16 protein-coding genes are annotated in these 16,150 nt (G+C 54.9%); 14 read left to right on the plus strand and 2 right to left on the minus strand.

Annotated features, from left to right (window positions below):
- Positions 1 to 166 precede the first annotated feature (166 nt).
- The 10 genes from VI01_RS14890 (at position 167) to ugpQ (ending at position 10,430) form a co-directional block, all read left to right on the plus strand.
- Positions 167 to 1,294: a branched-chain amino acid ABC transporter substrate-binding protein gene (locus VI01_RS14890; protein ID WP_045815772.1), complete on the plus strand. Its 1,128-nt coding sequence runs from the start codon at positions 167 to 169 to the stop codon at positions 1,292 to 1,294.
- Between the two features lie 157 nt (positions 1,295 to 1,451).
- Complete coding sequence (gene livH, locus VI01_RS14895) at positions 1,452 to 2,378, plus strand: high-affinity branched-chain amino acid ABC transporter permease LivH (protein ID WP_034827036.1); 927 nt, start codon at positions 1,452 to 1,454, stop codon at positions 2,376 to 2,378.
- Positions 2,375 to 3,646, plus strand: a complete 1,272-nt coding sequence (locus tag VI01_RS14900; RefSeq protein WP_038643685.1) for a high-affinity branched-chain amino acid ABC transporter permease LivM — start codon at positions 2,375 to 2,377, stop codon at positions 3,644 to 3,646. The genes livH and VI01_RS14900 overlap by 4 nt, the downstream gene beginning before the upstream one ends.
- Positions 3,643 to 4,410, plus strand: coding sequence for a high-affinity branched-chain amino acid ABC transporter ATP-binding protein LivG (gene livG, locus VI01_RS14905; protein ID WP_038643684.1), 768 nt, complete (start codon positions 3,643 to 3,645; stop codon positions 4,408 to 4,410). Before VI01_RS14900 ends, livG begins: the two co-directional genes overlap by 4 nt.
- Position 4,411: 1 nt before the next feature.
- Positions 4,412 to 5,125, plus strand: a complete 714-nt coding sequence (gene livF, locus VI01_RS14910) for a high-affinity branched-chain amino acid ABC transporter ATP-binding protein LivF (protein WP_038643683.1) — start codon at positions 4,412 to 4,414, stop codon at positions 5,123 to 5,125.
- A gap of 383 nt (positions 5,126 to 5,508) precedes the next feature.
- Positions 5,509 to 6,825, plus strand: a complete 1,317-nt coding sequence (gene ugpB, locus VI01_RS14915) for a sn-glycerol-3-phosphate ABC transporter substrate-binding protein UgpB (RefSeq protein WP_045815773.1) — start codon at positions 5,509 to 5,511, stop codon at positions 6,823 to 6,825.
- A gap of 61 nt (positions 6,826 to 6,886) precedes the next feature.
- Positions 6,887 to 7,774 (plus strand): sn-glycerol-3-phosphate ABC transporter permease UgpA, encoded by an 888-nt coding sequence (gene ugpA, locus VI01_RS14920; RefSeq protein ID WP_034827026.1) that lies wholly within the window; start codon positions 6,887 to 6,889, stop codon positions 7,772 to 7,774.
- Positions 7,771 to 8,616: a sn-glycerol-3-phosphate ABC transporter permease UgpE gene (ugpE, locus tag VI01_RS14925; protein WP_038643678.1), complete on the plus strand. Its 846-nt coding sequence runs from the start codon at positions 7,771 to 7,773 to the stop codon at positions 8,614 to 8,616. Before ugpA ends, ugpE begins: the two co-directional genes overlap by 4 nt.
- Positions 8,617 to 9,690 carry a sn-glycerol-3-phosphate import ATP-binding protein UgpC gene (locus VI01_RS14930; protein ID WP_045815774.1) on the plus strand — a complete coding sequence of 358 codons (1,074 nt, stop codon included), beginning with the start codon at positions 8,617 to 8,619 and terminating at the stop codon, positions 9,688 to 9,690.
- On the plus strand, positions 9,687 to 10,430 hold the full coding sequence (ugpQ, locus tag VI01_RS14935; RefSeq protein ID WP_045815775.1) for a glycerophosphodiester phosphodiesterase: 744 nt from the start codon (positions 9,687 to 9,689) through the stop codon (positions 10,428 to 10,430). Before VI01_RS14930 ends, ugpQ begins: the two co-directional genes overlap by 4 nt.
- Here the strand turns inward: ugpQ and VI01_RS14940 are convergent.
- Complete coding sequence (locus tag VI01_RS14940) at positions 10,427 to 10,705, minus strand: DUF2756 domain-containing protein (RefSeq protein WP_038643672.1); 279 nt, start codon at positions 10,703 to 10,705, stop codon at positions 10,427 to 10,429. The two genes, ugpQ and VI01_RS14940, sit on opposite strands and share 4 nt — an antisense overlap.
- A gap of 202 nt (positions 10,706 to 10,907) precedes the next feature.
- On the opposite strand from VI01_RS14940, the gene ggt reads away from it, so the two are divergent.
- Positions 10,908 to 12,659 carry a gamma-glutamyltransferase gene (ggt, locus tag VI01_RS14945; RefSeq protein ID WP_045815776.1) on the plus strand — a complete coding sequence of 584 codons (1,752 nt, stop codon included), beginning with the start codon at positions 10,908 to 10,910 and terminating at the stop codon, positions 12,657 to 12,659.
- Between the two features lie 84 nt (positions 12,660 to 12,743).
- Here the strand turns inward: ggt and VI01_RS14950 are convergent, their stop codons facing one another.
- Positions 12,744 to 13,235 (minus strand): GNAT family N-acetyltransferase, encoded by a 492-nt coding sequence (locus VI01_RS14950; protein ID WP_045815777.1) that lies wholly within the window; start codon positions 13,233 to 13,235, stop codon positions 12,744 to 12,746.
- Between the two features lie 364 nt (positions 13,236 to 13,599).
- Here VI01_RS14950 and VI01_RS14955 point away from each other — a divergent pair, with 364 nt between their 5' ends.
- The 3 genes from VI01_RS14955 to gntK all read left to right on the plus strand — a co-directional run bounded on the left by VI01_RS14955 (position 13,600) and on the right by gntK (position 16,150).
- Entirely contained in the window at positions 13,600 to 14,295 is a 696-nt protein-coding gene (locus VI01_RS14955) for a pirin family protein (RefSeq protein WP_045815778.1), read from the plus strand.
- 182 nt (positions 14,296 to 14,477) lie between these two features.
- Entirely contained in the window at positions 14,478 to 15,473 is a 996-nt protein-coding gene (gntR, locus tag VI01_RS14960) for a gluconate operon transcriptional repressor GntR (RefSeq protein WP_038643664.1), read from the plus strand.
- A 140-nt stretch (positions 15,474 to 15,613) separates the two neighbouring features.
- Positions 15,614 to 16,150: a gluconokinase gene (gene gntK / locus VI01_RS14965; RefSeq protein ID WP_038649722.1), complete on the plus strand. Its 537-nt coding sequence runs from the start codon at positions 15,614 to 15,616 to the stop codon at positions 16,148 to 16,150.

The raw sequence follows: 16,150 nt of genomic DNA on the forward strand, positions 1-16,150 counted from the left end.
TTTACAGAAGAAAGTTCCTGTTTAATAACCTGAAAAATAAAGCCTTATTACCAATAAATGCCAGAAAAGAGCGCTAACTCATTATTCTTGAATCAGTTTTCCTCTTTGACTGGCAGAAAATAAACCAAACACAACGACACACGACACAACAGATGGGGAAGTTCGCATGAAAATGAGTAAAGGACGCGCATTACTGGCGGGTTGCGTTGCGCTGGCGCTGAGCCACGCGGCACTGGCGAAAGATATCAAGATTGCCATCGTTGGCGCAGCAACCGGTCCGGTTGCGCAATACGGTGATATGCAGTTTACCGGTGCAGCGCAAGCCATTAAGGACATCAACGCCAAAGGTGGCGTGAACGGTGACAAACTGGTTGGCGTGGAATATGACGACGCCTGTGACCCGAAACAAGCGGTTGCAGTGGCCAACAAAGTGGTTAACGACGGCATCAAGTATGTGATCGGCCACCTGTGCTCCTCTTCTACTCAGCCTGCTTCCGACATCTATAACGATGAAGGCATTCTGATGATCACCCCAGCGGCAACCGCACCAGAGCTGACCGCTCGTGGCTATGCGGATGTGCTGCGTACTACCGGTCTGGATTCCGATCAGGGCCCAACCGCTGCAACTTACATTCTCAATGAGATCAAACCAAAACGTATCGCTGTGGTGCATGACAAGCAGCAGTACGGTCAGGGACTGGCCGAATCGGTACAGAAAACCCTGAAAGCCAAAGGCGGCAACGTGGTGCTGTTCGAAGGTATCACCGCGGGCGATAAAGATTTCTCTACGCTGATTGCGCGTCTGAAGAAAGAAAACGTCGATTTCGTTTACTACGGTGGCTACTACCCAGAGCTGGGCCAGATTCTGCGTCAGGCAAAAGCAGCCGGTCTGACTGCTGGCTTCATGGGACCAGAAGGTGTGGGCAACGCCTCACTGTCTAACATCGCCGGTGATGCATCTGAAGGCCTGTATGTCACCTTGCCGAAACGTTATGACCAGTTGCCAGAGAACAAGGCGATTGTTGAAGCCATCAAAGCCAATACCGCGTCTAACCGTAAAGATCCAACCGGTCCGTTCGTCTGGACCACCTATGCGGCCATTCAGTCGCTGGTGGCCGGTATCGAACGTAGCAAGAGCGCTGAGCCAGATGCCATTGCTAAAAACCTGAAAGAGGGCGCAGCGGTTCCAACGGTGATGGGCAACCTGAACTGGGATCAGAAAGGCGACCTGAAGGGCTTCGAATTTGGTGTCTTCAAATGGCACAAAGACGGTTCCTCTACCGCTGTTAAGTAATTCCCAACCTTAAATAGATTGGCCCTCTCTTTTGCTGGAGAGGGCTGGGGGAGGGACAGCGCGTACCATCTTGATGAGATCCCGCGCGCCTGTTCCCTCACCCTAACCCTCTGCCAATAGGGAGAGGGGATTTTTAGTCCACATGCAGGTCCTCACTATGTCCGAGCAGTTTCTCTATTTCATTCAGCAGATGTTCAACGGGGTCACCCTCGGGAGCACTTACGCGCTGATCGCCATTGGTTACACCATGGTTTACGGCATCATCGGCATGATCAACTTCGCCCATGGCGAGGTCTATATGATCGGCAGTTATGTCTCCTTTATTGTGATTGCCGCCCTGATGATGATGGGTATCGATACCACGTGGCTGATGATTGCCGCCGGGTTCGTGATGGCGGTGATCATCTCCAGCGCTTACGGCTGGAGCATTGAGCGCGTGGCGTATAAACCCGTGCGCTCCTCTAAGCGCTTAATCGCGCTGATCTCGGCTATTGGGATGTCGATCTTCCTGCAGAACTACGTCAGTCTGACGCAAGGTTCGCGCGATCTGGCGTTGCCAAGCCTGATCACCGGCCAGTGGACGCTGGGCGAGAGCAACGGCTTTGCTGCCACGCTCTCCACCATGCAGCTGGTGATTTGGGTGGTGACCTTCCTCTCGATGCTCGCCCTGACGCTGTTTATTCGTTATTCACGTATGGGCCGCGCCTGCCGCGCCTGTGCGGAAGACCTGAAAATGGCCAGTCTGCTGGGGATTAACACTGACCGCGTGATTTCACTGACCTTTATCATTGGTGCCGCGATGGCAGCGGTGGCGGGCGTGTTGCTGGGCCAGTTCTACGGCTCGATCAACCCGTTCATCGGCTTTATGGCTGGGATGAAGGCATTTACCGCTGCGGTATTAGGCGGCATCGGCAGTATTCCGGGCGCGATGATTGGTGGTCTGGTGCTCGGTATCGCTGAAGCGCTGACCTCGGCGTATCTGTCGACCGAATACAAAGATGTGGTGTCATTCGCGCTGCTGATTGTGGTGCTGCTGGTGATGCCTACCGGCATTCTGGGCCGTCCGGAGGTAGAGAAAGTATGAAACGCCTCGGTCTGGTCAACGCCGTGATTTCAACGGTGATGTTACTGATTCTCGCCACTTTCTTTATGGGCGTCCGTCTCGATCTTGATGGCACCAAACTGGTGGTGGCTAACGCTGGCGCGGCGCGCTGGAACTGGATTTTCATCGGCTGTGCGGTGGTTTTTGTCTTCCAGCTGCTGCGTCCGCTGTTCCATGGCAAGTTCAAACGCAGCGGTAAAGGCTTCGTGCTGCCAGGCTTCGATGGTTCGACGCCAAAGCAAAAACTGGTGATGGCGCTGTTGATTGTTGCTGCGGTGCTGTGGCCGTTTCTGGTGTCGCGCGGCAGTGTCGATATCGCCACATTAACGCTGATCTATGTGATGCTCGGTCTCGGCCTCAACGTGGTGGTCGGCCTGTCTGGTTTGCTGGTGCTGGGTTACGGTGGTTTCTATGCCATCGGCGCTTACACCTTTGCGTTGCTCAATCACTATTACGGTTTTGGTTTCTGGGAAAGCCTGCCGCTGGCGGGGATTGTCGCGGGTGCGTTTGGCCTGATGCTCGGCTTCCCGGTACTGCGCCTGCGCGGTGACTATCTGGCGATTGTGACGCTCGGCTTCGGTGAGATCGTGCGTATTCTGCTGCTGAACAGCACCTCTATTACCGGCGGTCCAAACGGTATCGCGCAGATTCCTAAACCGAGCCTGTTTGGCATTGAGTTTGGACGTCGTGTCAGTGAAGGCGGCTGGACCACTTTCCATGAGCTAACGGGGCTGCAATACGATCCGAATCATCGTGTGATTTTCCTCTATCTGGTGGCGCTGCTGCTGGTGGTGCTGACGCTGTTCGTTATCAACCGCTTGCTGCGCATGCCATTGGGCCGTGCGTGGGAAGCGCTGCGTGAAGACGAGATCGCCTGCCGATCGCTGGGCTTGAGCCCAACGCGTATTAAGCTGACCGCCTTCACGATCAGTGCCGTGTTCGCGGGTTTTGCCGGCACGTTGTTCGCTGCACGTCAGGGCTTTGTCAGCCCGGAATCCTTCACCTTTGTCGAGTCTGCCTTTGTGCTGGCGATTGTGGTGCTGGGCGGCATGGGATCGCAGTTCGCGGTGATCCTCGCGGCGATACTGTTGGTGGTGTCGCGCGAATTGATGCGTGATTTGAACGAGTACAGCATGCTGGTGCTCGGTGGTTTGATGGTGCTGATGATGATCTGGCGTCCGCAAGGGCTGCTGCCGATGAAGCGTCCACACCTGAAGTTGAAAAGCAGTAAACAAGGAGAGCAGGCATGAGTCAGCCTTTGTTAGCCGTTGAAGGCTTGATGATGCGCTTTGGCGGGCTGTTGGCCGTCAACAATGTGGCGCTGGAACTGCATCCCCAGGAAATCGTGTCACTGATCGGGCCAAACGGTGCCGGTAAAACCACGGTGTTCAACTGCCTGACCGGTTTTTACAAGCCGACCGGCGGTACCATCAAACTGCGCGATCAAGAGTTGCAGGGGCAGCCTGGCCAGAAAATTGCGCGCATGGGTATCGTGCGTACTTTCCAGCACGTGCGTCTGTTCCGTGAGATGACAGTGATTGAGAACCTGCTGGTGGCGCAGCATCAGCACCTGAAAAGCGGCGTGTTCTCCGGCCTGTTTAAGACCCCGGCATTCCGTCGTGGTGAGAGTGAAGCGCTGGATCGTGCGGCCACCTGGCTGGAGCGCATCGGCTTGCTGGAGCTGGCCAACCGCCAGGCGGGTAACCTGGCTTATGGTCAACAGCGCCGTCTGGAGATTGCACGCTGCATGGTGACGCGTCCGGAAATCCTGATGCTGGATGAGCCTGCCGCAGGACTTAACCCGCGCGAAACCCACGAACTGGACGAGCTGATTGCCGAACTGCGCGGTGAGCATAAGGTCTCGGTACTGTTGATCGAACACGATATGAAGTTGGTGATGGGCATTTCTGACCGCATTTATGTGGTGAACCAGGGGACACCGCTGGCTAACGGTACGCCGGAAGAAGTGCGTAACAATCCGGATGTGATCCGTGCTTATTTAGGTGAGGCGTAAGATGGCAAACCCAATTTTAACGTTGCAAGGGGTGAGTGCCCATTACGGCCCGATTCAGGCACTGCACAACATTAATCTGCACATCAGCCAGGGTGAAATCGTCACGTTGATTGGTGCTAACGGCGCGGGTAAAACCACGCTGCTCGGCACTTTGTGCGGAGAACCGCGTGCCACCAGTGGCACAATCGTGTTCGATGGCAAAGAGATAACCGACTGGCAAACCGCCAAAATCATGCGTGAAGCGATTGCGATTGTGCCGGAAGGCCGCCGTGTGTTTTCCCGCATGACGGTGGAAGAGAACCTGGCGATGGGCGGTTTCTTTGCCACGCGTCAGCAGTATCAGGAGCGCATTGAGCGGGTTTATCAGCTGTTCCCGCGTCTGGCTGAACGTAAAGTGCAGCGCGCGGGCACCATGTCCGGTGGTGAACAGCAGATGCTGGCGATCGGTCGTGCGTTAATGAGTCAGCCGCGTTTGCTGTTGCTCGACGAGCCTTCTTTAGGATTAGCGCCGATTATTATTCAGCAGATTTTCGATACGATTGAACAGCTGCGTAAAGAGGGCATGACCATCTTCCTGGTGGAGCAAAACGCCAACCAGGCGCTGAAGCTGGCCGATCGCGGCTACGTGTTGGAGAACGGTCACGTGGTACTTGAAGACAGTGGTGAAGCGCTGTTATCCAACGAAGCAGTCCGCAGCGCTTACCTCGGTGCCTGATCTGGCTAACTTGCCAGTTTGCGGTTGGGCAGTGCTCGCCATCCTCACGTACTAAGAGTACGCTCCGGTGGCTGCGCGCTGTCTCGGCGCCTGACCTGGCTAACTTGCCCGTTTGCGGTTGGGCAGTGCTCGCCATCCTCACGTACTACGTGTACGTTCCGGTGGCTGTGCGCTGTCCGCCCGCAATCTGACTGCGCCGCCGACGGTCTGATAAAAGGTCATCTTTAACTAATCCGCACCACTTTAAACTTTCTAATACGCGCAATCTCCGTCACATTCCCGTCATAAACCTGTTATTAATCCGTCATTTCCCCGTGTCATGTTACTTCGCGAACAAAAAAATGCGTGATATCGCGCGTACCTAACAGCACAGGAAAAAACTTATGTCCGCTTTTACGCTTCGTCCCCGCCTGATGAGTGTTTTGCTTGGTCTGGCGCTCAGCGGTAATGCGCTGGCTGCCACTGACATTCCTTTCTGGCACTCAATGGAAGGCGAGCTAGGCAAAGAAGTCGATTCTCTGGCACAACGTTTTAACCAGGCTCACCCAGAATACAAAATCGTACCGACTTACAAAGGTAACTATGAGCAGAGCCTGGCAGCGGGTATTGCTGCTGTACGTACCGGTAAAGCACCGGCGATTCTGCAGGTTTACGAAGTGGGTACGGCGACCATGATGGCCTCGAAAGCTATCGTGCCTGTGCATGACGTGTTCAAAGACGCCGGCGTGCAGATGGACCCGAAACAGTTCGTGCCAGCGGTTGCAGGTTACTACAGCGACAGCAAGGGCCAGCTGATTTCTCAGCCGTTCAACAGCTCTACACCTGTGCTGTACTACAACAAAGATGCATTCAAGAAAGCCGGTCTGAACCCAGATCAGCCACCTAAAACCTGGCAGGAGCTGGCGAAAGACGCCGACGCACTGCGTAAAGCGGGCATGACCTGTGGTTACGCCAGCGGCTGGCAGGGTTGGATTCAAATCGAAAACTTCAGCGCCTGGCATGCACTGCCGGTTGCCACCAAAAACAACGGCTTTGACGGTACCGACGCGGTATTGGAATTCAACAAGCCCGTTCAGGTGCGCCACATCCAGATGCTGGAAGACATGAACAAAAAGGGCGATTTCACCTACTTCGGTCGTAAAGATGAATCAACCGCGAAGTTCTACAACGGCGATTGTGGCATCACCACGGCTTCTTCCGGTTCTCTGGCGGATATCAAGCATTACGCTAAATTCAACTTCGGCGTCGGCATGATGCCATACGACTCAACGGTGCCAAACGCACCGCAGAACGCCATCATTGGCGGCGCAAGTCTGTGGGTGATGAAAGGCAAAGATGCTGACACCTATAAAGGCGTGGCGGAGTTCATGAAGTTCCTGGCACAGCCAGAAATCGCAGCGGAATGGCACCAGAAGACCGGTTACCTGCCCATCACCACCGCGGCGTATGAGCTGACCAAGCAGCAGGGCTTCTATGACAAGAACCCAGGCGCAGACATTGCCACGCGTCAGATGCTGAACAAAGATCCTCTGCCATTCACCAAAGGCATGCGTCTGGGCAATATGCCACAGATTCGTACCATCGTGGACGAAGAGCTGGAAGGCGTGTGGACGGGCAAACAGGCTCCACAGGCTGCACTGGATAACGCTGTGAAGCGCGGAAACGAACTGCTGCGTCGTTTTGAACAGCAAGTGAAGTAATTCCGTTGTCTCGGGGCTGGCGCATGGCGTCAGCCCCGATTTCTCTTTTGGCGAGTCTGCTATGTCCTCATCACGCCCCGTTTTTCGCTCCCGTTTTTTGCCCTATTTGCTGGTGGCACCACAGCTGGTCATTACCGCTATTTTCTTCCTGTGGCCGGCCGGTGAAGCGCTGTGGTATTCGCTGCAAAGCATCGATCCCTTTGGTATTTCCAGCACCTTTGTTGGGCTGGATAACTTTAAACGCCTGTTCAGCGACAGCTATTACCTCGACTCTTTCTGGACCACCATTGAATTCAGCGCACTGGTCACCGTGTGCGGCATGACCTTTTCGCTGCTGCTGGCGGCGTTGGTTGATTACGTGGTTCGGCTGAAAAAGCTCTATCAAACCCTGTTATTACTGCCCTATGCCGTGGCACCGGTGGTCGCTGCCGTGCTGTGGATGTTCCTGTTCAATCCCGGCCTCGGCCTGTTTAGCCATCTGCTGAACCAGATCGGTTACAACTGGAACTACGCACAAAACAGCGGTCAGGCGATGTTCCTGATTGTACTGGCGTCCATCTGGCAGCAGATGAGTTACAACTTCCTGTTCTTCTTCGCCGCGCTGCAATCGATCCCCAAATCGCTGGTGGAAGCGGCGGCGATTGACGGGGCTGGACCGGTGCGTCGCTTCTTCAATCTGTCACTGCCGCTGATCACCCCGGTGAGTTTCTTCCTGCTGGTGGTCAATCTGGTGTATGCCTTCTTCGATACTTTCCCGGTGATCGATGCCGCGACCGGCGGTGGCCCGGTGCAGGCCACTACCACGCTGATCTACAAAATTTATCGCGAAGGCTTTACCGGTTTGGATCTCTCATCCTCTGCCGCGCAGTCGGTGGTGCTGATGCTGCTGGTGATTGGACTGACGATCCTGCAATTCCGCTTTGTCGAGCGTAAGGTGCAATACCAATGATTGAGAATCGACGCGGGCTGGATATCTTCAGCCATACCCTGCTGGTGCTCGGTGTCCTGACCATTCTGTTCCCGCTGTACGTGGCGATAGTCGCCGCGACGCTGGATAATGAAGCGGTGTATCAGGTGCCAATGACCTTAGTGCCCGGCACGCATCTGTGGGACAACATTTCACGCATCTGGACCCAAGGCGTTAACGGTAGCGGTCCGGCCTTTGGCATGATGATGCTCAACAGCCTGATCATGGCGCTCGGCATCACGGTGGGCAAAATCGCGGTATCGATGCTCTCCGCGTTTGCACTGGTGTGGTTTCGCTTCCCGTTGCGCTCACTGTTCTTCTGGCTGATCTTCATCACCCTGATGCTGCCGGTGGAAGTGCGTATCTTCCCCACGGTGGAAGTGATTTCAAACCTGAACATGCTCGACAGCTACAGTGGCTTAACCCTGCCGCTAATGGCTTCGGCAACCGCAACTTTCCTGTTCCGCCAGTTCTTTATGTCGCTGCCGGATGAGCTGATTGAAGCGGCGCGTATTGATGGTGCCAGCCCGATGCGCTTCTTCTGGGATATCGTCTTACCGCTGTCAAAGACCAACCTTGCCGCACTGTTCGTGATCACCTTTATCTACGGCTGGAACCAGTATTTATGGCCGCTGTTGATCATTAACGATCCGAGCCTGAGCACGGCGGTTGCCGGGGTGAAAAGTATGATCAACACCAGCGGTGGGCCAACGCAGTGGAACGAAGTGATGGCGGCAATGTTATTAACCCTGATCCCACCGGTGGTGGTGGTCCTCGTGATGCAACGTGCCTTTGTGCGTGGCCTGGTGGAGAGTGATAAATAAATGGCAGGCGTAACCCTTCAGACCGTCACCAAATCGTATGACGGCAAAAATCAGATCATTCAGCCGCTGAATATCACCATCAACGATGGCGAGTTTATGGTGATGGTCGGCCCTTCGGGCTGTGGTAAATCGACACTGCTGCGCATGGTCGCGGGCCTGGAACGTGTGACCTCGGGCGATATCTATATCGACGATAAGCGTGTCACTAACATGGAACCGAAAGATCGCGGTATCGCCATGGTGTTCCAGAACTACGCGCTCTATCCACATATGACCGTGGGCGAGAATATGGCCTATGGCCTGAAGATTCGCGGCATGGGCAAAGAGCAGATCGATCAACGCGTAATGGAAGCCGCGCGCAGTCTGGAACTGGATCACCTGCTGGCTCGTCGTCCACGTGAGCTGTCGGGCGGTCAACGTCAGCGTGTGGCGATGGGCCGTGCGATTGTGCGTGAACCGGCGGTATTCCTGTTTGATGAGCCATTATCGAACCTCGATGCGCGTCTGCGTGTGCAGATGCGTCTTGAACTGCAACAACTGCACCGCCGCCTGAAAACCACCAGTCTGTATGTGACACACGATCAGGTGGAAGCGATGACGTTGGCCCAGCGTGTGATGGTGATGAACAAAGGGGTGGTCGAGCAAGTGGGCACCCCGGTGGAAGTTTATGAGCGTCCGGCGAGCCAGTTTGTGGCATCGTTTATCGGTGCGCCCGCAATGAACCTGCTGCCAGGCCAAATCAACAGCGACGGCACGCGCTTTACGCTCGATGCGCTTAATAGCCTGCCATTGGGTGAAAGCAAAGCGAAGTGGGCGAATCGTCCCCTTACGTTGGGTATTCGCCCTGAGCATCTGGTGCTCAGCTCGCAAGCCGCGGGTGGCATTCCTTTAGTGGTGGATACGCTGGAGATGCTGGGTGCGGATAACCTCGCGCACGGCCGCATCGGCAATACCCGTCTGGTGGTGCGTTTGCCGCACAGCGAGCGTCCCGCATCCGGCAGCACCTTGTGGCTGCATCTGCCGCCAGATGCGTTACACTTCTTCGATTCAACCCATGGAAAGCGTCTGGAATGAGTGTAGAAAATTGGCCATACCCGCAGATCGTCGCCCATCGCGGCGGCGGTAAGCTGGCACCGGAAAATACCCTGGCGGCGATTGATGTTGGCGCGCAGTACGGTCATACCATGATCGAGTTTGATGCCAAGCTGTCGGATGATAAACAGGTGTTCCTGTTGCATGACGATACGCTGGATCGCACCAGCAACGGCTGGGGTGTGGCGGGCGATCTCTCATGGAGTAAGTTATCGCAGCTGGATGCAGGCAGTTGGTACAGCCGCGAGTATGAAGGCGAGCCGCTGGCGCTGCTGCGTGACGTGGCCGATCGCTGTCGCCAGCATCAGATGATGGCGAACATTGAGATCAAACCGACCACTGGCAAAGAGGTGGAAACCGGACGCGATGTCGCTTTAGCCGCACGTGAACTGTGGCAGGGGCAAACCGCGCCGTTGCTCTCTTCCTTCTCTTATGAAGCCTTAGGAGCAGCGATGCAGGCGGCGCCTGAATTGCCACGCGGACTGCTCCTCGATGAGTGGCACGAGGACTGGCTGGCGCTGACCCGCGCACTGGGCTGCGTTTCTATCCACCTCAATCATAAATTGCTGGATGCCGAACGCACCGCGCAGCTGAAAGCCGCCGGATTGCACATTCTGGTGTACACAGTCAATCAGCCCGCGCGGGCGCGCGAGCTGCTGAATTGGGGCGTCGATGCCATCTGTACTGACCGCATCGACATTATCGGTCCCGACTTCCGCTAATTCTGGTTTTGCTGCTGGCCCGGCTGTTGCTGAATCACGCGCTGCTGGGCGCTATCCCTTCGCTCCTGCATTTTCCGCTGTAATTCCTGATTCTGCTGCTGCTGATCCTGACGCAGTTTTTGCTGCTGCTGCTGTTGCTGAACCTGCATCTGCGTTTGCATGCGCTGCTGGCTCGGGTTGTAGCCAGGCTTATTCGGGTCATTTGTGCTGTTCAGCATATTTGCCATGCTGCTTAAGGGTAGCAACGCAGCGATAACGATTAGCCATTTTTTCATGGTCTTCCTCCATTAATGCAGCCTGCTGTGTGCTGTTGTCATCAGTATGGCAACAAGGGCTGCTGTCATAAGTTTATGCGATGTCACAAAGTCCTGAACCAGGAGTGCGCCGAATTTGGCTTACTGCTACGCTTTTTATCGTGTTTGCAAACACTTGCATCAAAAAATAACAAATGTAAATAACCGCAAAGGAAGATCGCAAATGAGACTAAAGGGCAGTGTGCGCCAGGTTGGCTGGGCATTATTAATGAGTTTTACGGTGGTACAGGGGGCATTTGCCGCACCCGCCAGCGCGCCACCGGTGTCATACGGCGTGGACAGTGACACCTTCCATCCGGTGAAGGCGCAGCACGGTATGGTGGCGTCGGTGGATGCGATGGCCACCCAGGTCGGCGTCGATATTCTGAAGCAGGGCGGTAATGCCGTGGATGCGGCCGTTGCAGTGGGCTTCGCATTAGCCGTCACGCATCCACAAGCCGGTAATCTCGGCGGTGGTGGCTTTATGATGCTGCGAACCGCATCGGGACGCACCACGGCGATCGATTTTCGTGAAATGGCGCCGGCGCGTGCCTCACGCGATATGTTCCTCGATAAGCAGGGTAATGCTGACCCTAAACTGTCGCTCACGTCCCATTTAGCCTCGGGCACGCCGGGTACGGTTGCTGGTTTTGCGCTGGCGGCACAAAAATACGGTACGCTGCCGCTGAGTAAACTGCTGGCTCCAGCGATTAAACTGGCGCGTGAGGGCATCATCGTTAACGATGCGCTGGCGGACGATTTGGCGACCTACGGCAAAGAGACGTTGATCAATCACGACAACAGCCGGGCGATTTTCTACAAGGCAGACGGCAAGCCGTATCAAAAAGGTGAGCGTCTGGTGCAGAAAAACCTCGCGCACAGTCTGCAGCTCATTGCTCAACAAGGGCCGGATGCCTTCTACAAAGGCAAGATTGCCGATGAGATCGCCGGAGAAATGGCACAGCATGGCGGATTGATTGGCAAACCGGATTTGGCCGCCTATCGTGCGGTAGAGCGCAAACCGGTCAGCGGCACCTATCGCGGCTACGAAGTGTTCTCAATGCCGCCACCGTCTTCAGGTGGGATTCACATCGTGCAGATCCTCAACATCCTGGAGAACTTCGATCTGGCGAAGTGGGGCTTTGGCAGCGCTGATGCAATGCAGGTGATGGCGGAAGCTGAGAAGTACGCTTATGCCGACCGCTCGGAATACCTGGGCGATCCGGATTTCGTCAAAGTGCCGCAGCAAGCATTGACCAGCAAAGCCTACGCCAAAACCCTGGCGCAGCAGATTGACGTCAACAAAGCGCGTCCTTCCAGCGAAATCAAACCGGGTAAGCTTGAGCCGTACGAAAGCAACCAGACTACGCACTTCTCGGTGGTGGATAAAGACGGTAATGCGGTCGCCGTGACCTACACGCTGAACACCTATTTCGGTAGCGGCATTGTCGCCGGACAGAGCGGTATCCTGATGAACAACGAAATGGATGACTTCTCCGCTAAGCCGGGCACACCAAACGTTTATGGTTTAGTGGGCGGCGAGGCGAATGCCGTGCAACCGGCTAAACGTCCATTGTCATCGATGTCACCGACTATCATCGCCAAAGATGGCAAAACCTGGTTGGTGACGGGCAGCCCAGGTGGCAGCCGTATTATCACCACTGTGCTGCAAATGGTGGTGAACAGCATCGATTTTGGTATGAACGTAGCGGAAGCGACCAATGCGCCGCGTTTCCACCATCAGTGGTTGCCAGATCAGTTGCGCGTAGAGAAAGGCTTCAGCCCGGATACGCTGCGTTTGCTGGAAGCCAAAGGTCAGCATGTGAAAGTGATGCCAGCGATGGGCAGCACCCAGAGCATCATGATTGGGCCGGATGGCATGCGTTATGGCGCTTCGGATCCGCGTTCGGTGGATGATTTGAGTGCTGGGTATTAAGTTCGAATAAAAAGGCGCCGCGACGAGTCTTATTGTCCGTCGTGGCGCTTTAATATGCTTGAGGGCGCTTCTACTGATTAGCGGTTATTTCAGTCGCGCCATGTAGTGCGTATCAATCATCTCACCGTCTCGCATCGCAAAACGCTTCGCGGTGCCTTCAATCTCAAAGCCAAACTTCTGATACAGCCCAATCGCTTTATGATTATCGGCAAACACCGTCAGCTCAATACGCGTCACCTGTAGCCAGTTGTCGCACAGGTCAATCATCGCGGCCATGAGCGCCGAGCCTACGCCGCGACGGTGAAAGGCGGGATCGACGCCCATGCCAAAGGTAGCGGCGTGGCGACGTCGTGCGACAGATTGCACTTCTAGCGTGATTTGCCCAGCCAGTTGATCGTCAATCATTGCCACTAGCATATGCACACCCGGACGCGTATTACTAAGGCGCTCCTGCCATAGCTTTGGCGATTGATGTGGTAGCTGTAACGTGTTCGCCTGCGTCTCCGGTTGGCTATAGAGACGTGTTAGTGCCGCAGCATCTTCAGGGATTACGTGGCGAATGACGATCTGACTCATAAAGCGACTCCTTGTGCAAAGTGAATAAAATCCCCTTTAACATCAAGGAATTCTCGCGAACCGTCAACCGAAAATAATTCTCAAAAGGGGTTTACAGACGCGAATGATAATGATTATTATTGTCATGCGGACTCGGAAACGTCTCCTGACTACCGGGTAAGCACGACATTGCTCACATTGCTTCCAGTGTTTCTTAGCCAGCTCGGGTGCTGGCTTTTTTTTTGCCTGCGATTTACCTCCTTCATCTCTCCTGTGCAATCCTCCTTAAAACGTTCAGCATTTTTGAACAGAGGCGTGAAGTTTTTCAGCTATCAATCAATCTCCCTCAGGCACACACTGTAAAAAACATTGAGGAGAATTGAACATGATCTACGTACGTAAAGCAGAACAACGCGGCCACGCCAATCACGGTTGGCTCGATAGCTGGCACACCTTTTCCTTCGCGGACTATTACGATGCCAACTTTATGGGCTTCTCCGCGTTGCGCGTTATCAACGAAGACGTGATTGATGGTGGCCAGGGTTTTGGTACTCATCCGCATAAAGACATGGAGATCCTGACCTATGTGCTGTCTGGCACCGTGGAGCATCAGGACAGCATGGGCAACAAAGAGCAGATCCCGGCAGGTGAGTTCCAGATCATGAGCGCCGGTACTGGCGTGCGCCATTCAGAGTACAACGCCAGTGACAAAGATCCGCTGCATCTGTATCAGATTTGGATCATTCCAGAGCGCAAAGGCATTGAGCCACGCTATGCGCAGCGCCGTTTCGGGGATGTGAAAGGTCGCCAGTTTGTCCTGTCACCGGATGAGCGTGAAGGATCACTTAAAGTGTTCCAGGACATGACCCTGTCGCGCTGGGTGTTTGCTAAGGGCGAAGCCGACGCGGTGACTGTTGAAGCGGGTCGTCGTGTGTGGATTCAGGTGGTAAAAGGCCTGGTGAGCGTGAATGGCGAACAGGTCGGTACCAGTGATGCGCTGGCGATCTGGGATGAAAGCGCGCTGACCATCAACGCTGACAGCGATGCAGAGATTCTGCTGTTTGATCTGCCGCCGGTGTAACAGCTTGTCAATAAAACGTGCAAGGTTGCCCTCTATGGCGACCTTGCATTTTTTTGCCCACTTTTTCGTCGGGTGCGTATCGATGTGCACAAAGTCAGAGCGAGAATCCATGGTTTTCCGCAAAGCCTGAAATTGACAAAAAAATGATAGACTCATCTTATCTCTGACCTCAGGCGCATACGATGAAGAAGAAAAGGCCGGTACTACAGGACGTTGCCGATCGCGTCGGCATCACAAAAATGACCGTCAGTCGCTACCTGCGAAACCCCGATCAGGTCTCTGCGGCGCTGCGCGATAAGATCGCCGTAGCACTGGATGAACTTGGTTATATCCCCAATCGTGCCCCCGATATGCTCTCTAATGCGACCAGTCGCGCTATCGGCGTACTGTTGCCCTCGCTCACCAACCAGGTGTTCGCCGATGTGTTACGCGGCATTGAAACCGTGACGGATGAAGCCGGTTATCAAACGCTGGTGGCGCACTTTGGCTATAACGCTGATAAAGAGGAGCTACAGCTGCGTTCGCTACTGGGCTGGAACATCGATGGCGTGATCCTGACCGAACGCACCCACACGCCCGGCACGCTGCGCATGCTGGAAGTGGCCGGCATTCCGGTGATTGAGATGATGGATTCGGTGACGCCGTGCCTTGATATGGCGGTGGGCTTCGATAACGTCGAAGCGGCGCGCCAGATGACGCATGCTATTCTGAAAAAAGGCCACCGCCACACCGTTTACCTTGGCGCACGTCTTGATGAGCGTACCCTGCAAAAACAGCAGGGCTACGAAAAGGCGATGCGTGAAGCCGGGCTCACCCCGCACAGTGTGATGATGGAAGATGCTTCCTCCTTCAGTGCCGGCGCGCAGCTGCTGCGTGAGGCGCAGAAACGCTATCCCGAAACCGACAGCCTGTTTTGTACCAACGATGACCTGGCGGTCGGCGCGATGTTTGAGTGTCAGCGTCAGGGCTTACATGTCCCCGCACAGATGGCGATTGCCGGATTTCATGGCCACGACATTACGCAAGTGGTCACGCCGCGTCTGGCCACAGTGCTTACGCCGCGTGAGCGCATGGGACGTGAATCCGCCGCGATGCTGCTGGCGCGTATCGGTGGTGATCGCAGCGTGATCGAGCCGCTGGATGTCGGGTTTGAAATTGCTGAAGGTGGCAGCATCTGATTTTGGCGATTATTTGAGTCAGTTCACACTTTCGTGCTTTTCCACCTAACAAGGGTTGCCAGTCCCGCAGTGGGCTCGGACAATGATAATCAAATTTGTTATCGGTAACATTGGCAGGCAAACTGCCGGAGCGCAAAACCATGACCACGCCATCTCCATCGCACCACGTCTTTATCCTGATGGGCGTTTCCGGCAGCGGAAAGTCTGCCGTCGCTAATCAGGTTTCTCATCAGTTGAGCACGGCATTTCTGGATGGCGATTTCCTCCATCCGCGCAGCAACATCATGAAAATGGCCGACGGTCATCCGCTGGATGATAACGATCGCCAGCCGTGGCTGCAGGCGCTAAACGATGCCGCGTTCGCCATGCAGCGCACCCAGGCTATTTCGATTATCGTCTGCTCGGCGCTGAAAAAGTCCTACCGCGATATCCTGCGGCAGGGCAACCAAAACCTGAAATTCATCTATCTGAAGGGCGATTTCGAAACCATCGAATCGCGTCTGAAAGCACGTAAAGGTCACTTCTTTAAGCCGCAGATGCTGGTGACGCAGTTTGAGACCTTGCAAGAGCCTGGGGCTGACGAGCCCGATGTACTGGTGGTTGATATTAATCATTCACTGGATGAAGTCGTTGCGGCCACGGTTGCGACCATCGAGGAAGCAATCAACAAGGGTTAG

This window comes from Pantoea sp. SM3 (assembly GCF_000963995.1).
GTDB lineage: Bacteria > Pseudomonadota > Gammaproteobacteria > Enterobacterales > Enterobacteriaceae > Pantoea > Pantoea rwandensis_B.

Excerpts from the sequence above, each read along its gene's own strand:
- ugpE (WP_038643678.1), top strand. The coding sequence starts at position 7,771 with ATGATTGAGAATCGACGCGGGCTGGATATCTTCAGCCATACCCTGCTG.
- ugpA (WP_034827026.1), top strand. The coding sequence starts at position 6,887 with ATGTCCTCATCACGCCCCGTTTTTCGCTCCCGTTTTTTGCCCTATTTG.
- VI01_RS14930 (WP_045815774.1), top strand. The coding sequence starts at position 8,617 with ATGGCAGGCGTAACCCTTCAGACCGTCACCAAATCGTATGACGGCAAA.
- gntK (WP_038649722.1), top strand. The coding sequence starts at position 15,614 with ATGACCACGCCATCTCCATCGCACCACGTCTTTATCCTGATGGGCGTT.
- livF (WP_038643683.1), top strand. The coding sequence starts at position 4,412 with ATGGCAAACCCAATTTTAACGTTGCAAGGGGTGAGTGCCCATTACGGC.
- VI01_RS14900 (WP_038643685.1), top strand. The coding sequence starts at position 2,375 with ATGAAACGCCTCGGTCTGGTCAACGCCGTGATTTCAACGGTGATGTTA.
- gntR (WP_038643664.1), top strand. The coding sequence starts at position 14,478 with ATGAAGAAGAAAAGGCCGGTACTACAGGACGTTGCCGATCGCGTCGGC.
- ugpQ (WP_045815775.1), top strand. The coding sequence starts at position 9,687 with ATGAGTGTAGAAAATTGGCCATACCCGCAGATCGTCGCCCATCGCGGC.
- VI01_RS14955 (WP_045815778.1), top strand. The coding sequence starts at position 13,600 with ATGATCTACGTACGTAAAGCAGAACAACGCGGCCACGCCAATCACGGT.
- ggt (WP_045815776.1), top strand. The coding sequence starts at position 10,908 with ATGAGACTAAAGGGCAGTGTGCGCCAGGTTGGCTGGGCATTATTAATG.
- VI01_RS14890 (WP_045815772.1), top strand. The coding sequence starts at position 167 with ATGAAAATGAGTAAAGGACGCGCATTACTGGCGGGTTGCGTTGCGCTG.
- livH (WP_034827036.1), top strand. The coding sequence starts at position 1,452 with ATGTCCGAGCAGTTTCTCTATTTCATTCAGCAGATGTTCAACGGGGTC.
- ugpB (WP_045815773.1), top strand. The coding sequence starts at position 5,509 with ATGTCCGCTTTTACGCTTCGTCCCCGCCTGATGAGTGTTTTGCTTGGT.
- VI01_RS14940 (WP_038643672.1), bottom strand. The coding sequence starts at position 10,705 with ATGAAAAAATGGCTAATCGTTATCGCTGCGTTGCTACCCTTAAGCAGC.
- livG (WP_038643684.1), top strand. The coding sequence starts at position 3,643 with ATGAGTCAGCCTTTGTTAGCCGTTGAAGGCTTGATGATGCGCTTTGGC.
- VI01_RS14950 (WP_045815777.1), bottom strand. The coding sequence starts at position 13,235 with ATGAGTCAGATCGTCATTCGCCACGTAATCCCTGAAGATGCTGCGGCA.